The following is a 22,732-nucleotide window of genomic DNA, read 5'->3' on the forward strand; positions in this document are numbered from 1 at the left end:
AGGAGTTGGCGGCTCAATGAATTGCTGAATTAACTGCTGCAACTAAAAGTTGCTTTGGTCACTTCACCAGACATTGAAAATCAAAAATTGTTTTTGATGCTCGATGCTGTGAGTGCCCACACAGATTGCTTGATTCAAATTGTTAAAGAGCAGGGTCTGAAACTATAACCCTCACCAGCTTGCTTTGCAAGGTGGACCAGACATGCACTGCGCCGTGCTGATGGAGGCGCATTATAGGGATATGATTCTCGCTGACAAGCGAAAACTACGTGTTTATTTGAAAAAGACGTTCGGGTGTTTAATCAACAACCAATAAGACTAAAAAGCCGTCAACGATTCATCTAAATGAGCCTGCACACCTTCTCTATCGCTACCAATCGGTACCCGTTTTCGCCACATCAAGATCTACATGCCAGCCACGCCAGGCATACAAAAATGAAAAGGGCCCCTCGGGGCCCTTCATATCACGCTGCTTGTAGATCAGATGGAAAAACTGGAGCCGCAACCGCAGGTCGTCGTGGCGTTGGGGTTGGTCACGGTGAAACGGGAACCTTCCAGGCCTTCGGTGTAATCCACGCTGCCGCCGACCAGGTATTGCAGGCTCATGGGATCGATCACCATGGTGACGCCGCTCTTCTCGACCACGGTATCGCCATCATTGATTTTCTCGTCAAACGTGAAACCGTACTGGAAACCGGAGCAGCCCCCCCCAGTGATGTAGACCCGCAACTTGAGTTCGGGATTCTCTTCTTCGGTGATCAAGGTCTTTACCTTGTTGGCTGCCGCATCCGTCATCTGGATGGGCAAGGGGGCTTCTGCTACTGCACTCATTGCTGACCTCACAACCGTTACATCCACAAACATGGAAACCGCGAAATTATCCAATACCCGACCATTTAGTTCAAGTATTCACCACTCTCTTACTGTGCTGCCGGCATGGGGGCTGGTTGAGCGACCAAAGGCTTGAGCACCTCGTTCCACTCAGCAACCAGCTCCTGGGCCGGTTGCCGACCCTCCTTCGGGATGAGGATTCTCACCCTGTCCGGGATAAAGCCTGAGGGAAGCTGCCAATTGCCCTCCAAGAGCTGGAAGTATCGCAACGCGTAGCGTCCCTCCCCCACCTTCATGCCAAGATCCCGGCCACTGAGGATCCTGGGCTTGTCAGCCAGACTGCCTTCGAGCCGGATCTGCACCTGCCCCCGAAACAACTCCCGCTTCTTGGCGGGTTGTGTGAGCGCCAGACGATAGTGGTAGCGACCCGGCACACTCGTCTCCCGCAATGTCAGATTGTCGATGGATACCCCCACCTGTTCGCCGGTGGGACGCATGATGCGCTCGAAGAAGGCCAGCTGGCGTTTCTGCTCCTGTACCTGAGCTTCCTGATCCTTGAGCGTCTGCTGAAGTTGCTCGAAGGCGGCCTTCTGGGTCGCCAGCAGGGTCTCCCTGACGCCGAGATCCGTCTTCAGTTGTGCAATGGCCTTGCTCTGACGCTCCAACGTCTCTTGCTGCACCGTCATCAGGCTGCTCTGAGCCAGCTCCTGTCTGTTCCCGACGACATAACCGATACATGCCCCCACGGCCAGCACCACCAATAACTTCACGATTTGGGACATAAGGCCTCTTCTCTATGCCGACATCAACACGGCCGGTTTCTTTTCACTATACGCGACCATGCCGGATTGATACGGATAAACAAAGAGTTAACCGGTCGCGATGCTGCTTTCACCCCGGTTTTGACGCGCAGCAAGCCGTAAAGTTCGCTCCAGGATCTGGGAATAGATAGGGCGCCCCCCCAACCATTGCGCCACCAGGGTTGCCCCTATGGTGGTGATCATCATGGGCAGGATCAGCTGATAGTTGTCGGTCATCTCGGTCACCAGCACGATGCCGGTAATGGGGGCACGTACGGTGGCGGCGAAGAGCGCCCCCATGCCGGCGATGGCAAAGGCGCCCGGTTCGATGCCGAGATCGGGAAATGCAGAGTGGAACAGGTGACCAAAGATCACCCCGAACAGGGTGCCCAGCGCCAGGGTCGGCGCAAAGACACCACCAGGGGCCCCCGAGCAAAAGCAGATGAGGGTACCCACCAGTCGCACCGAGAAGATGATGAAGAGCGTCGCCATCGCATAGTCTCCCCCCGTCAGATGCGGGATGAGCTCGATTCCCCCTCCCGTGACCGAAGGGGCGAACAGCGACAGCATGCCAAAGGTTCCAGCCACCCCCATGCCGATGATGACGAAGCGGTGGCGCTTGTTCTGATGCAATGCCAGGTAACCATCCTGACAGGCGAGCACCAGCTTGTTGAAGACGAACCCCAGCACACCAAAGCAGCCCCCCATGAAGAGAAACAGCCAGAGCGCCTTCAAGGCCGGAGCGTCGTAGTGAGGCAGCATGATGACGGGGGATTGCCCTTTCATGTTCTGCAGCATCAGGGTCGCCATGACGGCCGAAATCCCGACCGCCTTGATGGCGAGGAAGGAGTAGCGAAATTGCGGTCGCATCTCTTCCATGACAAACAGTATCCCTGCCAGCGGGGCATTGAAGGCCGCAGCGAGACCACCCGCCGCACCGGCAGCCAGCAGGGCGTGGCCATGCTCCTTGGGCAACCGGAAGATATCCGCCACCATCTTGCCGAGGTTGCCCCCTATCTGCACCGAGGGCCCCTCCCGCCCCAGCACCATGCCGGAACTCAGGGTACAGACCCCGCCAAAAAACTTCACCGGCAACACCCGCCACCAGCGTACCGGGCGCAGGTCGTCCATGGCCCCTTCAATTTCCGGGATACCGGATCCCCCCGCCTCGGGGGCAAAGGCATGAGTGAGGAAATAGCCGACCAACCCCAGCAGGGCGCTGAAACCAAAGCCGAGCAGACCGAGCTGCCACCAGGGGCGATCGGCCAGCAAGTCGACACGCTGCTGGGCCAGCCAGTGAACGCAAGACTCGAACAATCCGCACACCAGGCCTGCCAGCAGGCCGACCAGGGCCGCCAACAGGAGCACCAGCAGCGGCATCTTGTCCCGCCGTATCAGGCGCTGCAAGACTGGAGGACGACGCAGCGAGGCCGCGTCGGCGGAAGGAATGGCTTGTTGCTCCATGGATAATCACGCTCATCTAACGAGGACCAGACACACCTCGGCCTCGGCTGCCCAGCTCTGGGCCTTTCTGCTATAGTCGGCCCGTTTCATGTATCACGGGCGAGAGTCCGGGGCGAGAGCGCAAAGCATACTCCTCCCGCCATCCCCTGCCGAGCCGCAATCGGCAGCCTGCGCCCGGGTAACGACCAAAATCCCATTAAGGATGATCCATGTCAAAATCAGATCAGCTGTTTGAACAGGCCCGCCAGACCATTCCCGGTGGCGTCAACTCACCGGTCCGCGCCTTCAACGGGGTCGGCGGCACACCCCGCTTCATCGATCACGCCGATGGCGCCTACCTCTATGACGTGGACGGCCAGGCCTATGTGGATTACATCGGCTCCTGGGGCCCCATGCTGCTCGGTCACAACCACCCGGCCATCAAGGCCGCTGTCATCAAGGCGGTGGAAAAAGGGCTTAGCTACGGTGCCCCGACCGAGATCGAAGTGCTGATGGCCGAGAAGGTGCGCCAGATCGTCCCCTCCATGGAGCAGGTGCGGATGGTCAACTCCGGCACCGAGGCGACCATGAGCGCCATCCGGCTGGCCCGCGGCTATAGCGGTCGCGACAAGATCGTCAAGTTTGAAGGCTGCTACCACGGCCACGCCGACTCCCTGCTGGTCAAGGCCGGCTCAGGCGCCCTCACCCTGGGTCAGCCCAACAGCCCGGGCGTACCCGCCGATTTCGCCAAACACACGCTCACCTGTGTCTTTAACGATCTGGACTCGGTGCGCGAAGCCTTCACCCAGTACGGCAACGAGATCGCCTGTATCATCGTCGAGCCGGTCGCTGGCAACATGAACTGCATCCCGCCGGTGCCCGGCTTCCTGGAAGGGCTTCGGGCCATTTGTGACGAATTCGGCGCCCTGCTGATCCTGGACGAGGTGATGACGGGTTTTCGCGTCTCCCTGCGCGGTGCCCAGGGTCACTACAACATCGACCCGGATCTCACCACCCTCGGCAAGATCATCGGTGCCGGCATGCCGGTGGGCGCCTTCGGCGGCAAGAAGAAGGTGATGCAGCACATAGCCCCGACCGGCCCCGTCTATCAGGCCGGTACCCTCTCCGGCAACCCGGTGGCCATGGCCGCCGGCCTCACCATGCTGGACCTGCTGCTGGAGCCGGGCCTCTATGAGCAGCTGAGCGCCAAGACCGCCCGTGTCGCCGAAGGGCTGAAAGCGGCCGCCGCCAGGCACGGCATCCCGCTTGCCATCAACTACGTGGGCGGCATGTTCGGCTTCTTCTTCACCGACGAGCCCGAGATCACCCGCTACGAGCAGGTGACTCGCTGCGACATGGAACGCTTCAAGCGCTTCTACCATCTGATGCTGGAAGAGGGTGTCTATCTGGCACCGAGCGCCTACGAGGCGGGCTTCCTGTCGCTTGCCCACGGGGACAAGGAGATTGAACACACCCTGGCGGCCGCCGAGCGCAGCTTCGCCAAGCTGGCTGGCTGACAAGCAGCAAGATGTGCAGAGGGCCCCGATGGGGCCCTTTTTTGTTTGCTCGTCCCGACAAGGCACCATAGTGGTGCATCCTTAAGTCCCTCACCGGAGCCTTGCCACATGCTGGTGCGCCGCGCCGTACACGGGCTGTCATAAATCGGGCCCACAATTTGCAGAACCCTGCTCAGGAGCCCATTGGACCGAGGTGTATATGGCAGAGATGAGCCCCATCGATGTGCTGCGGCGCTATCAGGAGTACGAAACCGAGCTGGCCCCCCTGCTGCTGGGGCTGCTCACCCTCCCCGAGGCGTCTCTCAAGACCTATGCCTTCGTCGAGGAGGTGAAGAGCCTGGCCCCCCAGATCAGGCCAGCCATACTGGCGCCCGTTCCGGCGGCCCAGGGGCAGCTGCGCCTGCTGGTGCAGGGCCATGGCCGGGAGCTGGAGATCAACCTGCACCAGCTGATCGCCTGGCTGATGGGGGACAGGGAGCGGCGGCGCGCCATTCCCTGGTTCAGGGCCGTCTACGTTGTCCTGAGTCTGGCCCTGTTTCTCATCGTCGGCACCCTCATCTGGCACGGGCTGGAACAGCTCTATCTGCTCCTGTGCGGCACCCAGCAGAACCGGCTGGGCGCCTTCAGCGCCATCATCTTCCTCACGCTCGCGCTGGCGGTGTTCGATCTCGGCAAGACCATCCTCGAAGAGGAAGTACTGCTGCATAAGGACATCTTCCGCCACAGCGCCATCCGGCGCACCATTACCCGCTTTATCGCCGCCATCCTGATCGCGGTCTCCATCGAGGGGTTGCTGCTGCTGTTCAAGGGATCCCTCGGCCAGAGCGAACTGCTCTGGCCTGCGGTGGGGGTGATGGGGTGCGCCGTGGGGTTGCTGCTGGCGCTGGGGCTCTATGTGTTTCTCGGTGCCAGGGCGGAAGCCGCACTGGTCGCCTCCAGCCAGCAGACCGCCCACTCGGAGGGGGCTGCCAGGGGCATCAGAAGACGCGCCAGGACCGGGCGAGCGGGATGACATACCAACGCGGGGTGCCCGTGCAGGCGGGCCTCGCCGACGCCAGCTAGCTCGTCGCCTCTGCCAGCGCGGGCGCTGGCTGTCGCTGCGCCGCACGCCAGGAGGCGTACATGGTCCAGGAGGTATAGATGACGATGAAAGCCACCAGCCATTTGAGCATCTCCATCTCCATGGATTTGACCAGCATGGCCGCCAGCACCACGCCGATGGGGCCGAAGATGGCCACAGCCAGCACGGCCCGCGCATCGAAAGCCCCCTTGCGAATGAAGGTCCCCGCCGAGAAGACGCTGAGCACGGCGGTGGATCCCATCATGATGGGGAAGGCCACCAGCGGGTTCATGCCGAGCAGATAGACCAGGGTCATGCAGGGGGCGAACAGGCCGATACCGACGTTCATCAGAGCTCCGAACAGGAAGTTGCCGGCAAGGGCGATCCCCAGCTTGTAACCGCTCAGCCCCATGGCCTCGCCACCGAGGGGGAAGAGCCCGAGCAGACCGGCAAAGATGAGACCGGCGACCACCAGCAGGGAGACCGCCATGACCAGCCGGATGGTCTGGCGATCAAAGGAAGCCACGTAACGGGCGCCCCAGGCCGCACCGGCCGCCGCAGCCGCCATCATGCTGATGAGGGTGACGGGATCCACGTTGACCACGCCGATGAAGATGAGAGCCTGGGTCACGGTCGGCAGCACGCACTGGCCGTTGAGGGTACCGGGCAGCACCCGATCATCGATCAGCCTGAACTGCTTGTAGCAGGCGGTCTTCACCGCAAAGCTCCCCACCCCCAGGGTATCGAGAAAATTGGCCACAAAACCGATGGCCGCCACCGGCCAGAAAGGGGTGGCTTCGAGCTGGCCATGACGCCGTTTGTGCCACCAGGCACGGACCAGCATAAAGAGAAAGACCAGGGCACAACCGATAAACAAGAGACGCAGAAAAGTGACAAGCATGGGGAGACCTCCAACAACGGGCGGCGATTCTAAGGCAGCGGAGGGAAAAAATCCTGGCCAGGATCATGAGACGACGGGTGCAAACGTTTGGCCGCGACTATTTTGGCTGGCAGAACCCGAATGGGGCTATCCATACTGGTTGGGAGGGCGACAGCCCGGGCTCATCGGGCGTAGTCCTGGTCATTTCGCGACGACCACAGCACCGGTGAGGCGTAAATGAAAGAAGGCGGGGTGACCCGCCTTCTTTTTTCATTCTCCGTCAGGCAATCCAGCGTGGCAGCCGGGGAGCCAGGCGGTCTATCAGGCGATCCGACACGGGAGTGAGCAACAGCAGCGGCAGGCAGATCAGGGAGAGGCAAAGAGCGCCCACATAGACGTCCGTCATCCAGTGCGCACCAGCCAGGATGCGGGGCGCAGAAAACAGGGGCACCATCACCACCGCAACCACCCCGGCCCAGCGCGACAGATAGCGCAGGGCAAAACCGGCGAAGATCATCAGGAAGAGGGCGTGATCACCGGGGAAGCTGTCACCGGCGGAGTCCTTGGTGGGAATCGCACTGATCTCGGTCAGGCGCAGAGCCCCGTCCACCATCAAGGTGGGGCTGGGACGGCTGACCGGCAACAGATGCCCGAGCTGATTGATCACCAGGGCCCCCAGCAGCATCACGACCCCCATGGCCACCAGACGACGGCGCTCCTGCCCGTCGGCACGGAAGAAGCAACCGGCGAGGATCCCGCCCATGCAGGCCAGCGCGGCCAGATCGAACAGGCGGTTGTTGGTGATGGCCACCAGATCGGCCCAACGGGGGGAGTGGCCAATCCAGCCATTGACCAACTGGAAGAGGGCGAGATCCCACCCATCCCAAGGGCCGTGCTCAGGCAGGGCGCCCCAACTGAAGGCGATGAGGCCCCCGGCCAGATAGAAAGGAATGAACTTGCTCATGCCGACGTGTCCTTCGAAAAACGCTCATTCTAGGCCAGCCGCAAGATGACTTGCATCACAAAAGTGTAAGAATTCGTGTAACAAAGGTATTCTATCGGCTCTTCTTTTGGCGCCGCCGACCGGGTGGGCAAGCGCGTCCCCTCCTTGGCTCTCCCACCGGTTGCGTCTAGTATGGGCGCTCCCTTCGTTCAGGATGATGATGATGCGCAGCTACCTTCGCATGATGTTGTTTGCCCTCGGTTTGCTGGCAGGTGTACAGATCCCCGGGCTGGTCGATCTCTACTTCCAGCGGCTGGATGCCCGGCTGCAGCAGGCCGGTCTGGCGCTGGCCCCCTTCCAGCGCACGGCGGACCAGCACTTCAATGGCGATCTGCAGGCGCTGGTCGCCCATTACGGTGCCAGCCAGGATCCCGTCTTCACCCAGGATGCCACCAGCCTCCAGCAACTGGTGAACCAGCAGCAGCACCTTCAGGGGGAGATCGCCGTGCGGGAGAGTCCCTGGTACCAGCAGCTCTCCCACCTGTTGCTGCGCGCCGATCCCGCCCTCTGGCAGGATACCCTGCACAACTACGGCTATGTGGTCCCCCTCAAACAGGCCGCCATTTTCTGCGGCGTGGCGGCGGGTCTGCTGGCCTCCTTGGCGGGGGATCTGCTGCTCGGCCTCCTGCTGCTGCCATTTCGCTCCCGCCAGCGCGTCCCCCGTCACGGCCTGCGCTGATCCCCTCTCACTGCCAACCGGGGTGCCCGCCCCGGTTGGCGGCTACTCGAAGGGTTCGAGATAGGCTTCTATGGCCTTCTTCAGCCAGACCAGCACCTTGCCGTGATGGGCGTTCTCCGACAGATAGACTCCGTAATCGCGCCACTGCAGACTGAACTTGTGCTTCAGGGTCAGCAGCTCCCCCTGGCGCAGCTGGCTCTGGATAAGGGGTGAAGGCAGCACCGCCCAGCCCAGACCATCCAGCACCGCATCCCGCATCAGTTCGAAACTCGACAACCCGATATGCTGCCCTCCGATGGGCAGCAGGCTCTTGACCGAAAACGCGTCCACATAGGAGAGAGTGACCTGGGTGTGATCGGTCAGATCCTGCTGCAACACCCGCTTCAGCCCAGCCAGCGGGTGGCTTGGCGCCACCACCATCAGGGTGCGGATCGGGTTGAGCACGTCGATGCAAAGACCGCTGCGCTCCTGTTCCTCGGTGATGAGGCCGAAGGCGGCATCCACGAACCCCTCTTCCACCAGGGCCGGCAGCTCCGGCTGTGAGGCCAGCACCAGGGAGATGCTGGTGCCCGGAAACTGGCGACGCAGCGCCCCCAGCATCTCGCGCCATACCACCTCGGGAATGGCGTCGTCCCGGGCTACCCGCAGCGCCACCTCGGCACCGGAGGCATGGTGCTCGCACTTGAGCTTCAGGCTGTTGGCGGCCTGCAACAGCCGCCGACAGTCGTCCAGCACTTGCTCGCCGATTTCGGTCAGCCGGCTCTGGTTCGCCCCTCGTTCGAAAAGTTCGACGCCAAGCTCCACCTCCAGGGTTGCTATCGCCGAGCTCACGGCGCTGCGACTCTTGCCAAGTCGTCTGGCGGCATTGGATATCGAACCACTGTCTGCTGTTTCTACAAAGAGTTGTATCTGATTTAGCTTCATGACTTCAAACTGGCGGCAGATTATTCCATCACCACCTTATCCCCTGGTCCGCCCCCAAGGCAAACAAGCAGCGACAGCTTTCTCGACGCTCAGCGATAACCTTGCCCGTTTCGGGTGCCGTTATCCTCTCTTCGTCGCAGCAACAGAAGGAAACTGCATGTCATCCCGTCCCCTGCTTTTGGCCCGCCTCTTCCTGACGGGGGCCATCCTGACCGAGGTCGCCGGCACCTCCTCCATGGCCTGATCCCAAAGAGCGAGAGCGGCTGGATCCACTATCTGCCGATGTGGCTCCTCATCACCCTCTCCTACCTGCTGCTCGCCAAGGCCGCCAGGACAATCTCCATTGGTATCGCGTTTGCGCTGTGGGAAGGGCTGGGGATCGCCCTCATCACCGCCGTCTCCGTCCTGTTCCTCGGCTACGAGCTGAGCATCCAGGAGTGGATCGGACTGGCGCTGGCCATAGTGGGGATTGTCATGGTGACCCTGGGCGAGACCCATGATGCACCAGCTCCCACCCACCAGAGGAGGGAAGCCCCATGCACCCGTTGATCATCGTACTGGGCGCCGCCCTGCTGGATATCGGCGCCAACATGGCAATCAACCGCTCCGTTGGTTTTCGCGACAAGGGGTGGGGCGTCCTCGGCATTCTGCTGGTGCTCTGTGCCTTCACGCTGCTCAGCGAGGCGGTCAGTACCGGCAAGATCGATCTGGCCGTGGCCTATGCCACCTGGGGCGCCATCGGCATCCTGGGCACCGCCCTCGGGGGCCTGCTGCTGTTCGGCGAGCGCCTCAGACCCGTCGGCTGGCTCGGCATGATGGTGATGGCGGTGGCGGTCGCCCTGCTGACCACAGCATGATCCCCTCTCCAACCCCATGAAAAAAGCCGCCCTGTTCCCAGGGCGGCCTTTTCATGGTCAAACCGATCACCCAGATTGCAGCAGGCAGCCTAACGCGCTGCCTCGTACAGCTCCAGCGGCAGGCCGTCGGGGTCGGCGAAGAAGGTAAAACGCTTGCCGGTCAGCTCGTCCACCCGCACCGGCTCCACTTCCACCCCGTGCTGCTCCAGGTGGGCGATGACCCAGTCGAGATCCGCCACCCGAAACGCCAGGTGGCGCAACCCGCACGCCTCCGGCCGGGAGGGGCGCGGTGGCGGCGCCGGGAAGCTGAACAGCTCCAGCTGGCTGCCGTCCGGCAGCGCCAGATCCAGCTTCCACGACTGACGCTCGGCCCGCAGGGTCTCGGCAATGATGGGCAACCCCAGCACCTGGTGATAGAAGTGGCGCGAACGCGGATAGTCGCTGGCGATGATGGCCACGTGATGGATGGCGTCAAACAGGGGAGTCGTCATGGGCACTCCTTGCAACACGGGCAGCCAGGGCTGCCCGTCGCAGTTAGTTGAAGAAACCGTTGAACCAGTTGTCCAGCGCGTTGACCGGGTTGGAGACCGGGCTGGCACAACTCATGGGCTCGGCCAGACCGGCCAGCTTGGCCGGCACCTGGAGACTGCCGGGACAATCACTGGCCACCCGGGCACCGCTCGAGCGGGAGAAGTTGGCCCAGCTCACCCCTTCGGGCATCTTCAGCCCCAGGCTGTTGACCCCTCGCTGGCTCATGTAGCCGCTGAACAGCTGCAAGGCGCCACTGGCACCGGTCAACCCGGCCGGGGTGTTGTCGTCACGGCCGACCCAGACACTCACCAGCTCGTTGTTGTCCATCCCGGCAAACCAGGAGTCTCGCAGCTCGTTGGTGGTACCGGTCTTGGCGGCCATGGTGGCCCCGGGGAACTTGGCACCGAGCGCCCGGGCCGTCCCCTGGCTCACCGTCTTGGTCATGGCGAACAGGGTCAGCCAGCTTGCCTGGGGATCCGTCACTCGCTTGGCCGCTTCGTCATGCTGGTAGAGCTGGCGCCCCTCGCCATTCACCACGGCCCGGATGGCCGACAGGGGCTGGGTCAACCCCTGGTTGGCAATGGGCAGGTACATCTGGTTCACCTCCATGGGCGAGAGCGCCACCGCCCCCAGCACCAGGGACGGATAGGGCTGGATCTCCTGCTGCACCCCCAGCTTGTGCAGGGTGTCCACCACCTTGTCCAGGCCTATCTGCATCCCGAGGTTGACGGTCGGCACGTTGAGGGAGCTGGCGAGCGCCTCCATCAGGGGCACGCTCTGGCGGAACTTGCGGTCGTAGTTCTGCGGCGTCCAGATCTGGCCATCCTGGCCGCGAATCCGGATCGGCTGATCTTTAAGCGGCGTGCCCAGGGTCAGGCCGTTGGAGAGGCCGGTCAGGTAGACCGCCGGTTTGACCAGGGAGCCAATCTGACGGCGGGCATCCAGCGCCCGGTTGAAGCCGGCGTAGCGGGGATCCCGTCCCCCCACCATGGCGACCACCTCGCCCTTGTGCCAGTCGGAGACCACCATGGCCGCCTCCAGCTTCTTCTTGCCACGCTGCTTCTCGATGGTGGCCAGACCCGACTCCACCGCCTGCTCGGCGGCGTGCTGGGCGATGGGATCCAGACTGGTGAAGATCTTGAGGCCGGACTGCTTGAGCAGATCCGGGCCGAAGCGGTTCTGGATCTCCCGCTTGAGCAGCCCCATGAAGGCCGGGGTACGGCCATAGCTCATCTGGCCGCGGGCGATGATGCCAAGGGGCTGCTTGCTGGCCAGGTCATACTCGGCCTGGGTCAGGCTGCCGTGATCCGCCAGCAGTTTCAGCACCAGATCCCGGCGCGCCTTGGCCCGGTCGGGGAATCGCCAGGGATCGTAATAGGAGGGGCCCTTCACCATGCCCACCAGCAGGGCCACCTGATCGATGTCCAGCTCGTTGACCGGAATACCGAAGTAGAAGTAGGAGGCGAGCCCGAAGCCGTAGACCCCCTGGGAGAAGTTCTGCCCCAGATAGACCTCGTTGAGGTAGGCCTCCAGGATCTCGTCCTTGCTGTAGCGGTAGTCGATGAGCACCGCCATGTAGGCTTCCTGCAGTTTGCGCCACAGGCTGCGCTCACGGGTCAGGAAGAAGTTCTTGGCGAGCTGCTGGGTGAGCGTACTGCCCCCCTGCACAGTGCGACCCGCCAGCAGGTTGGCTGCCATGGCGCGCATGATGGCCACCGGCGAGACACCGCCGTGCTGGTAGAAGTCCCTGTCTTCCGTGGTGAGCAGCGTCACCAGCAGGCTGTCCGGCACCTCGGAAAGGCGCACCAGCAGGCGGTCTTCCCGATCCTCGGTGTTGAGGCGATCGAGCAGCACCGGGTCCATCTGGGCATAGCCGAGCTGGCGCTGGTTCTCCAGGGACTGGATCCCCTCGAGGCGCGCCCCGTTGAAGGTGAGACGCAGGCCACGGGCGCCGTCGGCACCGTCGTGGAACTCGAACGGCCGGCGCACCAGCTCGATGCGGTTGCCGCTCACCGCGTACTCACCCGGGGTATGAGGCTGACGCACCTGCTTGTAGCTCAGCATGTTGAGCTCGCGCAGCATCTGGGTCTGGGAGAGCCGCTGGCTGGGATAGAGCTCCAGCGGGCGGCTGTAGACCATCACCGGCAACTGCCACTTCTCGCCGTCGAAGCGCTCGCGCACCTTGGTGTCGAGATAGATGCCAAACACCACCATGAAGGCCGCCACCACCAGAGAGAGCTTGAAGCCCAGCCAGAACAGGGTGCGCCAGATGGTGCGTTTGGGCGCTGCCTTCTTGGGCGTGCGCTTGCGTCGTTGGGTTGCCATAAATCCTCTTGTCGTTCTCCTCGCCATCCCGCTGATGCGAGCGGCCTGCGATGCCTGTTGTGGAGGGGGCTGTGCCACCGCCATCTTGTTCTGATCGTACCGACCGATCACTGCCCCGTCGGCTACTCCTGCAATCCCATTTTCTTCTTGGTCACCCGGGTCGGCATCGCCTCCAGCGGGTTGTCCGGCCAGTAGTGACGGGGGTAGCGCCCCTTCATCTCTTTTTTCACCTGCTCATAGGATCCCGCCCAGAAGGCGGCGAGATCCGCGGTGATCTGCAAGGGGCGCTGGGCCGGGGAGAGCAGCTCCACCACCAGGGGCACCCGGCCATCGGCCACGCATGGGGTGGCACCCAGCCCGAACATCTCCTGGATGCGCACCGGGATCGCCGGCGCCTGACCCGGCTGGTAGCGGATCCGCACCCGGCTGCCGGTCGGTGCGGTGAAGTGGCTCGGCAGCGCCTCGTCCAGCCGCCTTGGCAGGGGCCAGGGCAGAGACTGGCGCAGGATGTCGCTCATGTCGAGCCGCTTCAACTGCTCCAGCCGGGTCATGCCGCTCACCGCTGGCAGCAGCCACTGCTCGAGGTCGGCCAGCAGGCTCTCCTCATCCATGGCGGGCCAGGCTTCGTCGGGCAGCCAGTCGCGGGCGCAGCGCAAGCGGGCCAGCAGCCCCTCGCTACTCTCGTCCCAGGGCAGCACGTGCAGCCCCTTGCGCCGGATGCCTTGCAGCAGGCAGCGCCCCTTCTGTTCATCGGAGAGATCCGTCAGCGGCCGCTGGCCGAGCACCAGCTCGCCGAGCACCTGCTGGCGCTCCGCACGCACCCGTTCCTCCCGATCGTCCCAGTCGAACCACTGGCGCTCGCCGACCAGCTCGGGCAGCTGGCGCACCAGCTCATCCAGCGCCACCGGCTCGGCGATGAAGATGCGGCTGCCGCGCTCGTTCTGACCCATTTCGACGGCCACGATGGCCCCCTGCCCCTGGCAGGGATGTCCTTCTACCAGATCGCAGCTCACCCCGCCACTGAGCTGATAGCGGCTGCCACTGCGCAGCTTGCCGATGCGATCGGGCCAGGCGAGGGCGCACAGCAACCCCAGCCATTGACCCTGCGGGCTGCTTGCCCGCACACCGAGCCGCTCGAACCAGCGGGCCGCCCCCTGGCGCAGGGCGCCCTGACGGCGGTGGAACAGCACTGACAGGCGCTCCGATCCTCGCAGATCTTCTTCCAGCAACGCCACCAGGAAAGCCGCATCGGCGACAATCCCTGTCAGACCCTCGGATTCCAGCTCCCGGGCCCGCAGCAACATGCGGGCGAGGCGGGGATGGGTGCCGAAGGCCGCCATGGCACGGCCTGCCGGGGTAAGTTGTTGCTCACCCTCCGGGGCCATGGCGCCCAGGGCCACCAGCAACCGCCGGGCGCTGGCCACGGCGGCAGAGGGCGGCATGTCCAGCAGGGGCAGCGCCTCCACCCGGGCCCCCCACTGGGCGGCGTCCATCAGCAGGCCGGTGAGCTCTTGCGTCAGGATGTCGGGGGGACTCTGCTCGGCGAGGCGCTCCTGCACCTCGCAGCTCCAGAGCCGGTAGCAGACGCCGGGGCCAAGCCGCCCTGCCCGCCCCGCCCGCTGGGTGGCGGAGGCTTTGGCGATGGGCCGGGTCTCCAGCCGGGTGACGCCGCTCTTGATATCGAAGGTGGCGCGCCGCTCCAGCCCGCTGTCGATGACCACGGAGATCCCCTCGATGGTGAGGGAGGTCTCCGCCACGTTGGTGGTAAGCACCAGCTTGCGACGACCCGCAGGCGCAGGCTCGATGGCCGCTTGCTGGGCCGCGAGGTCAAGACGGCCATAGAGGGGAGCCAGGGTCACATCCCCTGGCAACCGCCCTTCCAGCCACTGTGCCAGCCGCTCTATCTCCCCCTGTCCCGGCAGGAACACCAGGGCACTGCCAGTCTGACTGGCGAGCGCCTCCAGCACCACGGCGCCGACCTGGGGTTCCAGCCACTGCTGGCGATTGGCGGGGCGATAGTGGTACTCGATGGGAAAGCCGCGCCCCTCGGAGCGCACCACGGGGGCGCCTGGCAGCAGGCGCTCCAGGGCCATACCATCCAGGGTGGCGGACATCACCAAGAGCTTGAGATCATCGCGCAACCCCTGCTGGCTTTCGATGGCGAAGGCCAGCGCGGTATCGGCGTGCAGGCTGCGCTCGTGGAACTCGTCAAAGATGACGAGCGACACGCCGGTGAGCTCAGGATCCTGCTGCAGCATCCGGGTCAGCACCCCCTCGGTCACGATCTCGAGCCGGGTCTGGCTGCTGGTGCGGCTCTCCCCGCGCACTCGCAGGCCGATGCGCTCGCCCACCTTCTCCCCCAGCTGACGCGCGAGGAAGCTCGCGATGTTGCGCGCCGCGAGGCGCCTGGGCTCCAGCATGATGATGCGCCCGGGCAGCCGGTGCTGGCGCACCAGCTCCAGGGGCAGCAGGGTCGATTTGCCCGCGCCGGGGGGCGCCTGCAGGATCACGCTGGTATGGCTGTCGAGGGCTGCAAAGAGTTCGGGCAACACCGGGACGATGGGGAGGGAAGACAAAGCGATGGGCACCTTCTGTGACACTTCTGAAAAGGGGTCCATTCTGCCACAGCCTCCCGGCCATCGTAAGCGCCCCTGCCGGGCAGGGGCAGGAAGCGTCAGGTGCAACACGGCAAGACATCCCGGGAGCGGCTGCCATAGAATGGCCCTTATCCGATGCCCATCACGAGGACCAACACGCCGCATGTCCAAACTCTTCTTTGCCCTGCCCCTGCCAGAGCTTGCCCCCGAGCTTGCGACCTGGCGAGACCAGCGCCCCTGGCCCGGCCAGCCGGTGCCCGAGAGCAACCTGCACCTGACCCTGGCCTTTCTCGGGGAGGCCGACGAAACGACCCAGGCTCGCCTGATCGCGGCCGCCGAGCGACAGCACTGCCCCCCTTTCACCGTCCATCTGGATCAGACCGGCTGGTTTCAGCGCGCCAAAGCCGCCTGGGTGGGGCCCGGTGAGTGGCCGAACGAGCTGACCGTGCTCGCGAGGGCACTGCGCCGCCACGGTGAAAAACTCGGGCTGGGCAACGGCGAGCAGGGCTATCGCCCCCACGTCACCCTGTCGCGCAAGGCGGGCGAGGCCCCCGGCGAGCTGCCTGCGCCGGATTTTCTGCTCAGGGCCGATCGCTTCTGCCTCTATCAATCCGTCAGCACGCTGGACGGCGTCCACTACGAACCGCTCGCCTGCTGGCCCCTGCGGGCCCGTGTCAAAAACCCGCACCGCGAGGAGCTCACCCCATGATCTTCGATCCCCCCCTGCAGTCCGGGCAGCTGATCTCCCGCTACAAGCGCTTCCTGACGGATGTGGCGCTCGACAACGGCGAGGTGATCACCATCCACTGCGCCAATACAGGTGCCATGACCGGCTGCGCCCTGCCGGGCACCCGGGTCTGGTACTCCACATCCGACAACCCCAAGCGCAAGCTGCCAAACAGTTGGGAAATCGCCGAGAGCCCGGCGGGTCACTTCATCTGCGTCAACACGGCCCGTGCCAACCAGATCGCCCGGGAGCTCATCGAACAGGGCGCCCTCGCCCCCCTGGCAGGCTATGCCAGGCTGCGCACCGAAGTGAAATACGGGGAAGAGAACAGCCGCATCGACCTGCTGCTGGAAGATGACCACAGGCCGGATTGTTACATCGAGGTGAAATCCGTCACCCTGCTCGACGAGCGGGAGCAACCCGGCATGGGGTACTTCCCCGATGCGGTCACCACCCGCGGCGCCAAGCACTTGCGTGAATTGATGGCCATGAAGGCGGCAGGGCACCGGGCCGTGCTGCTGTTCATGGTATTGCACTCCGGCATCGCGAGAATGCGCCCTGCAGCCCATATCGATCCGCACTATAGTCAGCTTGTTGAACAGGCGATGGCGGCAGGGGTTGAAATTTTATGCTATCGCCCCCATGTTGGGGTGCAGGGCATGGTGGCTCAGGATTTTATCCCATTTGAATCTGACCATATGCTACCCGAGGGCAGAGAATAAATGCAGAAGTGGGTAACATTATTGATAAGGCTTGTTTGCCTCCCGTTGACCCTTCTGCTATAGATGTCGCCCTCAATTTATGGATGGCACGGGTAGCGTGCTGAATTAGGAGACAGGGCATGCCAACAGGCGAAAACAGGAAATCTCTGGGCCCCCTGGCCATTGCGGGTGTAGAGCCTTACCAGATGAAAGCCGGTGAGGAGTACATGAATGACCAACAGAAGGTACATTTTCGCAAGATCCTGGGAGCCTGGCGCAACCAACTGATGCAGGAAGTTGACCGCACCGTCGACCACATGAAGGATGAGGCTGCCAACTTCCCGGATCCCGTGGATCGCGCCGCGCAAGAAGAAGAGTTTGCTCTCGAACTGCGCACCCGCGACCGTGAACGCAAGCTGATCAAGAAGATCGAGAAAACCTTGCTGCTGCTCGAAGAAGATGACTTCGGTTACTGCGAGCATTGCGGCATCGAGATCGGCATCCGCCGTCTGGAAGCCCGTCCGACCGCAGACCTCTGCGTGGACTGCAAGACGCTGGCCGAGATCAAGGAAAAACAGATGGCTGGCTGATGCCGCCCATCCACAGAAACGAAAAGGGAGCCCAGGCTCCCTTTTTTATTGAGCTTTTGGTCGGGCCGTCCCAGAATGCAGCCTCAATGCATCGCTTACCCGAATTGCCATGGTCATGACCCCCCCACCCTCCCGACGCCCCTATGTGGGCCGCTTCGCCCCCTCACCGTCCGGTCCGCTCCACTTCGGATCCCTGGTCGCCGCCCTTGGCAGCTTCTTGCAGGCCAGGGCGCAGCAGGGACGCTGGCTGGTGCGCATCGAAGACATCGACCCCCCGCGGGAGATGCCGGGAGCGGCTGACCTTATCCTCACCACCCTGGAGGCACACGGTCTTGGCTGGGATGGGGAGGTGATGTTCCAGAGCGCGCGCCATGGCCGCTATGACGAGATCATCGATCAGCTCTATCGGGCCGGGGATCTCTACTGGTGCCGCTGTACCCGGCGCGAAATCATGGCCGCAGGGGGGTTCTACAACGGCCATTGCCGCGCCCTGGGGCTGACCGCCGAGGGGTGTGCCGCCCGTTTGCGCCAGCACCACCCGGTCTATCGGTTCGAGGATGCGCTTCAGGGAGAGATCTCCGTCCCCGCAGCGCTGGCGGAGGAGGACTTCATCGTGCGCCGCCGGGACGGGCTCTACGCCTACAACCTGGCGGTGGTGGTGGATGACATGGACAGCGGCATCACCGAGATCGTCCGCGGCGCCGATCTGCTGGAACCCACGGTGCGCCAGATTGCCCTCTACCAGACTCTGGGGGCTGCCGTCCCCGATTGGGTGCACCTGCCGCTGGCGGTGCAAGCGGATGGCAACAAGCTCTCCAAGCAGAACCATGCGCCCGCGCTGTCGCAGGACGAGGTACGACCGGCCCTGTGGCAGGCGTTGTACTTTCTCGGTCAGTGCCCGCCGCCCGAGCTGATGGCGAGCCGGATCGACGAGATCATCGGCTGGGGCATCGCCCACTGGCAGCTGGCCCGGGTGCCCCGCCAGCAGAAGATCCCGCAAGGGCAAAGCTAGCCCCGGCTGCATTTCTTGCCCCAAAAGGACCAATCAAGGGGAAGCAGGCCACACCGTTTCTCATTTGGTTGGGGCTGAGCTATGATAGGCCGCTATTTTTTTGGCCTCCCGTCAATTTGAAGTCATAACGAGGTGTACCATTTTTTCCCAGATCGCAAACTTTTGCCGCAAAGTGCTCGGCAAGGAAGACGGCGAGCAGTCGGTGGAGTCCCCCATTCCGGCCCGTGTCGCCGGACAGCGCCGTACCTTGAGCCGTGACCAGCACCCGATTTCGCGCAAAGAGATCAGCGAGAATGCCCTCAAGGTGCTCTATCGCCTGAACAAGGGGGGCTATGAGGCCTACCTGGTCGGCGGCGGCGTCCGTGACCTGCTGCTCGGGAAGACCCCCAAGGATTTCGACATCGCCACCGACGCGACGCCGGAACAGATCAAGGCGCTGTTCAGCAACTGCCGCCTGATTGGCCGCCGTTTCCGCCTGGCCCACATCGTCTTTGGTCGTGACGTGATCGAAGTGGCCACCTTCCGGGGCCACCACCATCAGGTCAATACCAGCAAGCATGTGTCGGCCCAGTCCGATGAAGGCATGCTGCTGCGGGACAACGTCTACGGCACCATCGAAGAGGATGCCGAGCGTCGCGACTTTACCGTCAACGCCCTCTACTACAGCGCCAAGGATTTCACCCTGCACGATTTCGAGGGTGGGCTGGAAGACCTGGCCGCGCGCAGACTGGAGCTCATCGGCGACCCCGAGACCCGCTACCGGGAAGATCCGGTGCGCATGCTGCGCGCCGTGCGCTTCGCCGCCAAGCTCGACATGACCATCAGCCCGCGCACCGCCGCCCCCATCCGGGAGCTGGCCCCGCTGCTGCAGGACATCCCGGCCGCCCGCCTGTTCGAAGAGACCCTCAAGCTGTTCCTGGCGGGGGACGGTCTGGCCACCTACAAGCTGCTGCGGGAATACGGGCTGTTCCAGCCGCTGTTCCCCCAGGTAGCCGCCCTGTTCACCCCCCACGGCAACTCGCCCTACGAGCAGTTCATCGAGCAGGCGCTGATGGACACCGATACCCGGGTCCGTGAAGAGAAGCGCGTCACCCCCGCCTTCCTCTACGCCACCCTGCTGTGGGGCGCCGTCGAGGCCCGCGGCCGCGTGCTGGAAAACGAGAGCGGTCTGCCCTGGTACGATGCCTTCATGCTGGCCATCAACGAGGTGCTGGACAACCAGGTGCGGATCATCGCCGTGCCGCGCCGCTTCACCACGGACGTGCGCGACATCTGGGCCCTGCAGCAGCGCCTGACCCGCCGCCAGGGCAAGCACCCCGAGCGCGCCATGGAGCACCCGAAATTCCGTGCGGCCTTCGACTTCCTGTTGCTGCGCAACCGGGTCGAGCGCGGCCTCGGCGAGCTGGCGAGCTGGTGGGAGCGCTATGTAGCCTCCAACCCGGACGTGCGCCCGCAACTGCAACGGGAGGCGACCCGCCGCCCGGCGAGCGGCGAGCGCGCCGACTCCCGCAGCGGTGATGGCGAGAAACGCAGCGGCAATGGCCGCAACCGCCGTCGCCCCCGTCGCCGCAAGCCGAAGTCTGCAGAGTAAGGATCCGCCGATGATCGAGGTCTTCGTCGCCATCGGCTCCAACCTGGCCGACCCCCTCGGCCAGGCTCGTCGCGCCATCGCCGCGCTGGCAACCCTGCCCGAGTCAGAGCTGCGGCAGACCTCCCACCTTTACGGCAGCCGCCCCATGGGTCCTGCGGATCAGCCGGACTACGTCAATGCCGTGGCGCGCCTTGCCACCCGCCTCAGCCCTCTGGCGCTGCTGGACGAGCTGCAGCGCATCGAGCAGGCACAGGGGCGAGTGCGCAAGGATGAGCGCTGGGGCCCCCGGACCCTGGATCTCGATCTGCTGCTGTACGGTGACGAGGTCATCCGACATGAGCGCCTGACGGTGCCTCACTATGGCATGAAGGAGCGGGAGTTCGTCCTGCTGCCCCTTGCCGAGATAGCCCCCTCCCTGGTGCTGCCCTGCGGCACCCCGCTCACCGAACTGGTTGCCCGCTGCCCGCGCAATGGACTCGCGATCCTGGCCGGTGCGGCAGGCGAGTAGAGAAGAGTAGGAACAACGTAATGAGCAAGATCACCACTACCCACCTGCAGAAGATGAAGCAGGACGGACAGAAAATCACCGCCATCACCGCCTATGACGCCACCTTCGCCAAGCTGTTCGACGACGAGGGCGCCCAGGTGCTGCTCATCGGCGACTCCCTCGGCATGGTATTGCAGGGCGGAGACGACACCCTGGCGGTCAGCATGGACGAGATGATCTATCACACCCGCTGCGTGGTACGCGGTACCACCAATGCCCTGGTGGTGACCGACATGCCGTTCATGAGCTACGCCACCCCGGAGCAGACCTACCAGAACGCGGCGCGCCTGATGGCGGCCGGTGCCCGCATGGTGAAGATGGAAGGGGGGGACTGGCTGTGCGACTCCATCCGCCACCTGACCCGTAACGGGGTGCCGGTGTGCGGCCATCTCGGCCTGACCCCGCAATCCGTCCACGTGTTTGGCGGCTTCAAGGTGCAGGGGCGCGACGAATTCCACGCCCAGGAGATCTACCGCCAGGCACTGGAGCTGCAAGCGGCCGGCATCCAGTTGCTGGTGCTCGAGTGCGTGCCCGTCTCTCTGGCAGAGCGCATCACCAAGGCGCTGCGCATTCCGGTGATCGGCATCGGTGCCGGCCCTGCCACCGACGGCCAGATCCTGGTGATGCACGATGCCTTCGGCATCACCTCCGGTTATGTGCCCAAGTTCACCAAGAACTTCCTGGCCGAGACCGGTGACATGCGTGCCGCCATTCGTCTCTATGTGAAGCAGGTGAGCGAGGGGACCTTCCCTGGCCCCGAGCACTGCTTCAACTGACTTTCTGTCGTCATGAGCGCGGGGGTCTGTGCCCCCGTCTCGCCCTCTCCCCTGACGACCCCCTCTTTTATTGATTCATCTGAAGGTGAACTGACGATGTTGGTTGTGAACAATCCCGCCGCGCTGCGCGAGCAGATCGGTCAATGGCATCGCGAAGGCCGCGCCATCGCATTCGTGCCCACCATGGGCAATCTGCATCAGGGTCATCTCACCCTGGTCGAGGAGGCCCGCCGCCATGGTGACAAGGTGGTGGTCAGCATCTTTGTGAACCCCTTGCAGTTCGACAAGGCCGAGGATCTCGCCAACTACCCCCGCACCCTGGAGCAGGATTGCGCCGCCCTGGAGGCCGCCGGTGTGGACCTGGTCTTCACCCCGACGCCGGAGATCATGTATCCCCAGGGGCTCGCCAGCCAGACCTTCGTCGAGGTGCCCGGCCTCTCCAGCCTGCTGGAAGGGGCGCTGCGTCCGGGGCATTTTCGCGGGGTCAGTACCGTGGTCACCAAGCTGTTCAATCTGGTACAGCCGAACGTGGCCTGCTTTGGCGAGAAGGATTACCAGCAGCTCGCGCTCATTCGCAAGATGGTGGCCGACATGGCCATGCCCATCGAGATCGTGGGCGTGCCGACCGTGCGGGCCGAAGACGGGCTGGCCCTCTCTTCGCGCAACGGCTATCTGACCGCTGCCGAACGGGCCATCGCCCCCGAGCTCGCGCGCACCATGAACTGGATTGCCGGGCAGATTGAAGCGGGGAACAGTCACCTCCCCTCCCTGGTTGCCCAGGCCAGCCAGCGCCTCGACAACGCGGGATTCAGGACAGATGCCATTGACATCGTCGATGCCGACACCCTGGAATCCGCAAGCGCCGAGAGCCAGCGCCTGGTGATCCTGATGGCCGCCTATCTGGGCAAGGCCCGCCTCATCGACAACCGGGTCGTCGCCCTGCGGGGTTGAGACACGGCAAGGAGACCACGATGTCCAAGAAGGTTTACTGCATCGCCCAGTTCCAGCCCAAGCCGGGCCAGGAGCAGGCCCTGTTCCGCGTCCTGCAAGGGCTCGAACCCGACACCCTGCGTGAAGATGGCTGCCTGCAGTACATCGTCACCCGCCATATCCAGAGCCCCTTTGCCGAGGGGGAGAGCTTCCCCATCGTCTTCAACGAGATCTGGCGCGACATGGCGAGCTTCGAGACCCACTGCCAGCGCGCCGGTATCAAGGCCTTCTTCGAGCGCTACTGCCTCGCGGATGATGGCCTCGCGGCCAAGTGGAACGTCTGCGTCTACAGCGACGAGCCCGCGGACTACGATGCCCCGGCGCTCTGAGACCGACATGTGCAAATAAAAA

Annotated in this window: 22 protein-coding genes and 1 pseudogene; 14 read left to right on the top strand and 9 right to left on the bottom strand. The window is 63.8% G+C overall.

All coding sequences use genetic code 11. The annotated features are described in order from the left end of the window. Nucleotides 1-480 precede the first annotated feature (480 nt). The 3 genes from erpA to clcA form a co-directional block, all read right to left on the bottom strand. Nucleotides 481-831, bottom strand: a complete 351-nt coding sequence (gene erpA / locus PG887_RS13700; protein ID WP_010675554.1) for an iron-sulfur cluster insertion protein ErpA — start codon at nucleotides 829-831, stop codon at nucleotides 481-483. Nucleotides 832-920: 89 nt separating this feature from the next. Next, nucleotides 921-1,613 (bottom strand): DUF6776 family protein, encoded by a 693-nt coding sequence (locus tag PG887_RS13705; protein WP_270821953.1) that lies wholly within the window; start codon nucleotides 1,611-1,613, stop codon nucleotides 921-923. Between the two features lie 87 nt (nucleotides 1,614-1,700). Then, on the bottom strand, nucleotides 1,701-3,095 hold the full coding sequence (gene clcA, locus PG887_RS13710; protein WP_039040862.1) for a H(+)/Cl(-) exchange transporter ClcA: 1,395 nt from the start codon (nucleotides 3,093-3,095) through the stop codon (nucleotides 1,701-1,703). 209 nt (nucleotides 3,096-3,304) lie between these two features. Here clcA and hemL point away from each other — a divergent pair, with 209 nt between their 5' ends. Together hemL and PG887_RS13720 are read left to right on the top strand one after the other, a co-directional pair. Continuing rightward, nucleotides 3,305-4,591 (top strand): glutamate-1-semialdehyde 2,1-aminomutase, encoded by a 1,287-nt coding sequence (gene hemL / locus PG887_RS13715; protein ID WP_270821954.1) that lies wholly within the window; start codon nucleotides 3,305-3,307, stop codon nucleotides 4,589-4,591. 199 nt (nucleotides 4,592-4,790) lie between these two features. Continuing rightward, nucleotides 4,791-5,603 carry a hypothetical protein gene (locus PG887_RS13720; protein ID WP_042016292.1) on the top strand — a complete coding sequence of 271 codons (813 nt, stop codon included), beginning with the start codon at nucleotides 4,791-4,793 and terminating at the stop codon, nucleotides 5,601-5,603. A 46-nt stretch (nucleotides 5,604-5,649) separates the two neighbouring features. Here PG887_RS13720 and PG887_RS13725 read toward each other — a convergent pair whose 3' ends face one another. Together PG887_RS13725 and PG887_RS13730 are read right to left on the bottom strand one after the other, a co-directional pair. Further along, on the bottom strand, nucleotides 5,650-6,552 hold the full coding sequence (locus tag PG887_RS13725; protein ID WP_210600818.1) for a sulfite exporter TauE/SafE family protein: 903 nt from the start codon (nucleotides 6,550-6,552) through the stop codon (nucleotides 5,650-5,652). Between the two features lie 259 nt (nucleotides 6,553-6,811). Next, nucleotides 6,812-7,495, bottom strand: a complete 684-nt coding sequence (locus PG887_RS13730; protein ID WP_270821957.1) for a phosphatase PAP2 family protein — start codon at nucleotides 7,493-7,495, stop codon at nucleotides 6,812-6,814. A gap of 202 nt (nucleotides 7,496-7,697) precedes the next feature. Between PG887_RS13730 and PG887_RS13735 the strand changes: the two genes are divergently transcribed. Beyond that, nucleotides 7,698-8,213, top strand: coding sequence for a DUF2937 family protein (locus PG887_RS13735; protein ID WP_010675561.1), 516 nt, complete (start codon nucleotides 7,698-7,700; stop codon nucleotides 8,211-8,213). 42 nt (nucleotides 8,214-8,255) lie between these two features. Here PG887_RS13735 and PG887_RS13740 read toward each other — a convergent pair whose 3' ends face one another. Further along, a complete protein-coding gene (locus PG887_RS13740; protein WP_270821959.1) occupies nucleotides 8,256-9,137 on the bottom strand; it encodes a LysR family transcriptional regulator in 882 nt (293 codons plus the stop codon). Nucleotides 9,138-9,294: 157 nt separating this feature from the next. Between PG887_RS13740 and PG887_RS13745 the strand changes: the two are divergent. Both PG887_RS13745 and PG887_RS13750 read left to right on the top strand, forming a co-directional pair. Next, nucleotides 9,295-9,686 (top strand): annotated as a pseudogene (locus PG887_RS13745) (DMT family transporter). Next, nucleotides 9,674-9,994, top strand: coding sequence for an SMR family transporter (locus PG887_RS13750; protein ID WP_010675564.1), 321 nt, complete (start codon nucleotides 9,674-9,676; stop codon nucleotides 9,992-9,994). Before PG887_RS13745 ends, PG887_RS13750 begins: the two are co-directional and overlap by 13 nt. A gap of 89 nt (nucleotides 9,995-10,083) precedes the next feature. On the opposite strand, the gene gloA2 is transcribed toward PG887_RS13750, so the two are convergent. From gloA2 to hrpB, 3 genes are all read right to left on the bottom strand, one after another. Then, nucleotides 10,084-10,485: an SMU1112c/YaeR family gloxylase I-like metalloprotein gene (gene gloA2 / locus PG887_RS13755; protein ID WP_244053254.1), complete on the bottom strand. Its 402-nt coding sequence runs from the start codon at nucleotides 10,483-10,485 to the stop codon at nucleotides 10,084-10,086. A gap of 43 nt (nucleotides 10,486-10,528) precedes the next feature. Next, on the bottom strand, nucleotides 10,529-12,850 hold the full coding sequence (gene mrcB / locus PG887_RS13760; RefSeq protein ID WP_128274066.1) for a penicillin-binding protein 1B: 2,322 nt from the start codon (nucleotides 12,848-12,850) through the stop codon (nucleotides 10,529-10,531). Nucleotides 12,851-12,972: 122 nt separating this feature from the next. Further along, on the bottom strand, nucleotides 12,973-15,426 hold the full coding sequence (gene hrpB, locus PG887_RS13765) for an ATP-dependent helicase HrpB (protein WP_270821977.1): 2,454 nt from the start codon (nucleotides 15,424-15,426) through the stop codon (nucleotides 12,973-12,975). Nucleotides 15,427-15,610: 184 nt separating this feature from the next. Between hrpB and thpR the strand changes: the two genes are divergently transcribed. From thpR to PG887_RS13810, 9 genes are all read left to right on the top strand, one after another. Beyond that, the gene (thpR, locus tag PG887_RS13770; protein ID WP_270821960.1) at nucleotides 15,611-16,156 is read left to right on the top strand and encodes an RNA 2',3'-cyclic phosphodiesterase; all 546 of its coding nucleotides are present in this window, start codon (nucleotides 15,611-15,613) and stop codon (nucleotides 16,154-16,156) included. Next, the gene (gene sfsA, locus PG887_RS13775) at nucleotides 16,153-16,896 is read left to right on the top strand and encodes a DNA/RNA nuclease SfsA (protein ID WP_010675569.1); all 744 of its coding nucleotides are present in this window, start codon (nucleotides 16,153-16,155) and stop codon (nucleotides 16,894-16,896) included. Before thpR ends, sfsA begins: the two co-directional genes overlap by 4 nt. Before the next feature lie 119 nt (nucleotides 16,897-17,015). Then, nucleotides 17,016-17,465, top strand: a complete 450-nt coding sequence (gene dksA, locus PG887_RS13780) for an RNA polymerase-binding protein DksA (protein WP_029314801.1) — start codon at nucleotides 17,016-17,018, stop codon at nucleotides 17,463-17,465. Between the two features lie 109 nt (nucleotides 17,466-17,574). Then, complete coding sequence (gene gluQRS, locus PG887_RS13785) at nucleotides 17,575-18,477, top strand: tRNA glutamyl-Q(34) synthetase GluQRS (RefSeq protein WP_270821962.1); 903 nt, start codon at nucleotides 17,575-17,577, stop codon at nucleotides 18,475-18,477. Nucleotides 18,478-18,577: 100 nt separating this feature from the next. Further along, nucleotides 18,578-20,068 carry a polynucleotide adenylyltransferase PcnB gene (gene pcnB, locus PG887_RS13790; protein ID WP_029314802.1) on the top strand — a complete coding sequence of 497 codons (1,491 nt, stop codon included), beginning with the start codon at nucleotides 18,578-18,580 and terminating at the stop codon, nucleotides 20,066-20,068. A gap of 10 nt (nucleotides 20,069-20,078) precedes the next feature. After that, on the top strand, nucleotides 20,079-20,576 hold the full coding sequence (gene folK, locus PG887_RS13795; protein ID WP_041213874.1) for a 2-amino-4-hydroxy-6-hydroxymethyldihydropteridine diphosphokinase: 498 nt from the start codon (nucleotides 20,079-20,081) through the stop codon (nucleotides 20,574-20,576). A 20-nt stretch (nucleotides 20,577-20,596) separates the two neighbouring features. Next, entirely contained in the window at nucleotides 20,597-21,391 is a 795-nt protein-coding gene (panB, locus tag PG887_RS13800) for a 3-methyl-2-oxobutanoate hydroxymethyltransferase (RefSeq protein ID WP_270821964.1), read from the top strand. 96 nt (nucleotides 21,392-21,487) lie between these two features. Continuing rightward, nucleotides 21,488-22,342 (top strand): pantoate--beta-alanine ligase, encoded by an 855-nt coding sequence (gene panC, locus PG887_RS13805; RefSeq protein WP_221436560.1) that lies wholly within the window; start codon nucleotides 21,488-21,490, stop codon nucleotides 22,340-22,342. Nucleotides 22,343-22,362: 20 nt separating this feature from the next. After that, a complete protein-coding gene (locus PG887_RS13810) occupies nucleotides 22,363-22,710 on the top strand; it encodes a putative quinol monooxygenase (RefSeq protein WP_103858013.1) in 348 nt (115 codons plus the stop codon). Nucleotides 22,711-22,732: the final 22 nt, after the last annotated feature.

It is taken from the genome of Aeromonas sp. QDB14, assembly GCF_027707845.1.
In the GTDB taxonomy this organism is placed as follows: Bacteria; Pseudomonadota; Gammaproteobacteria; order Enterobacterales; family Aeromonadaceae; genus Aeromonas; species Aeromonas caviae.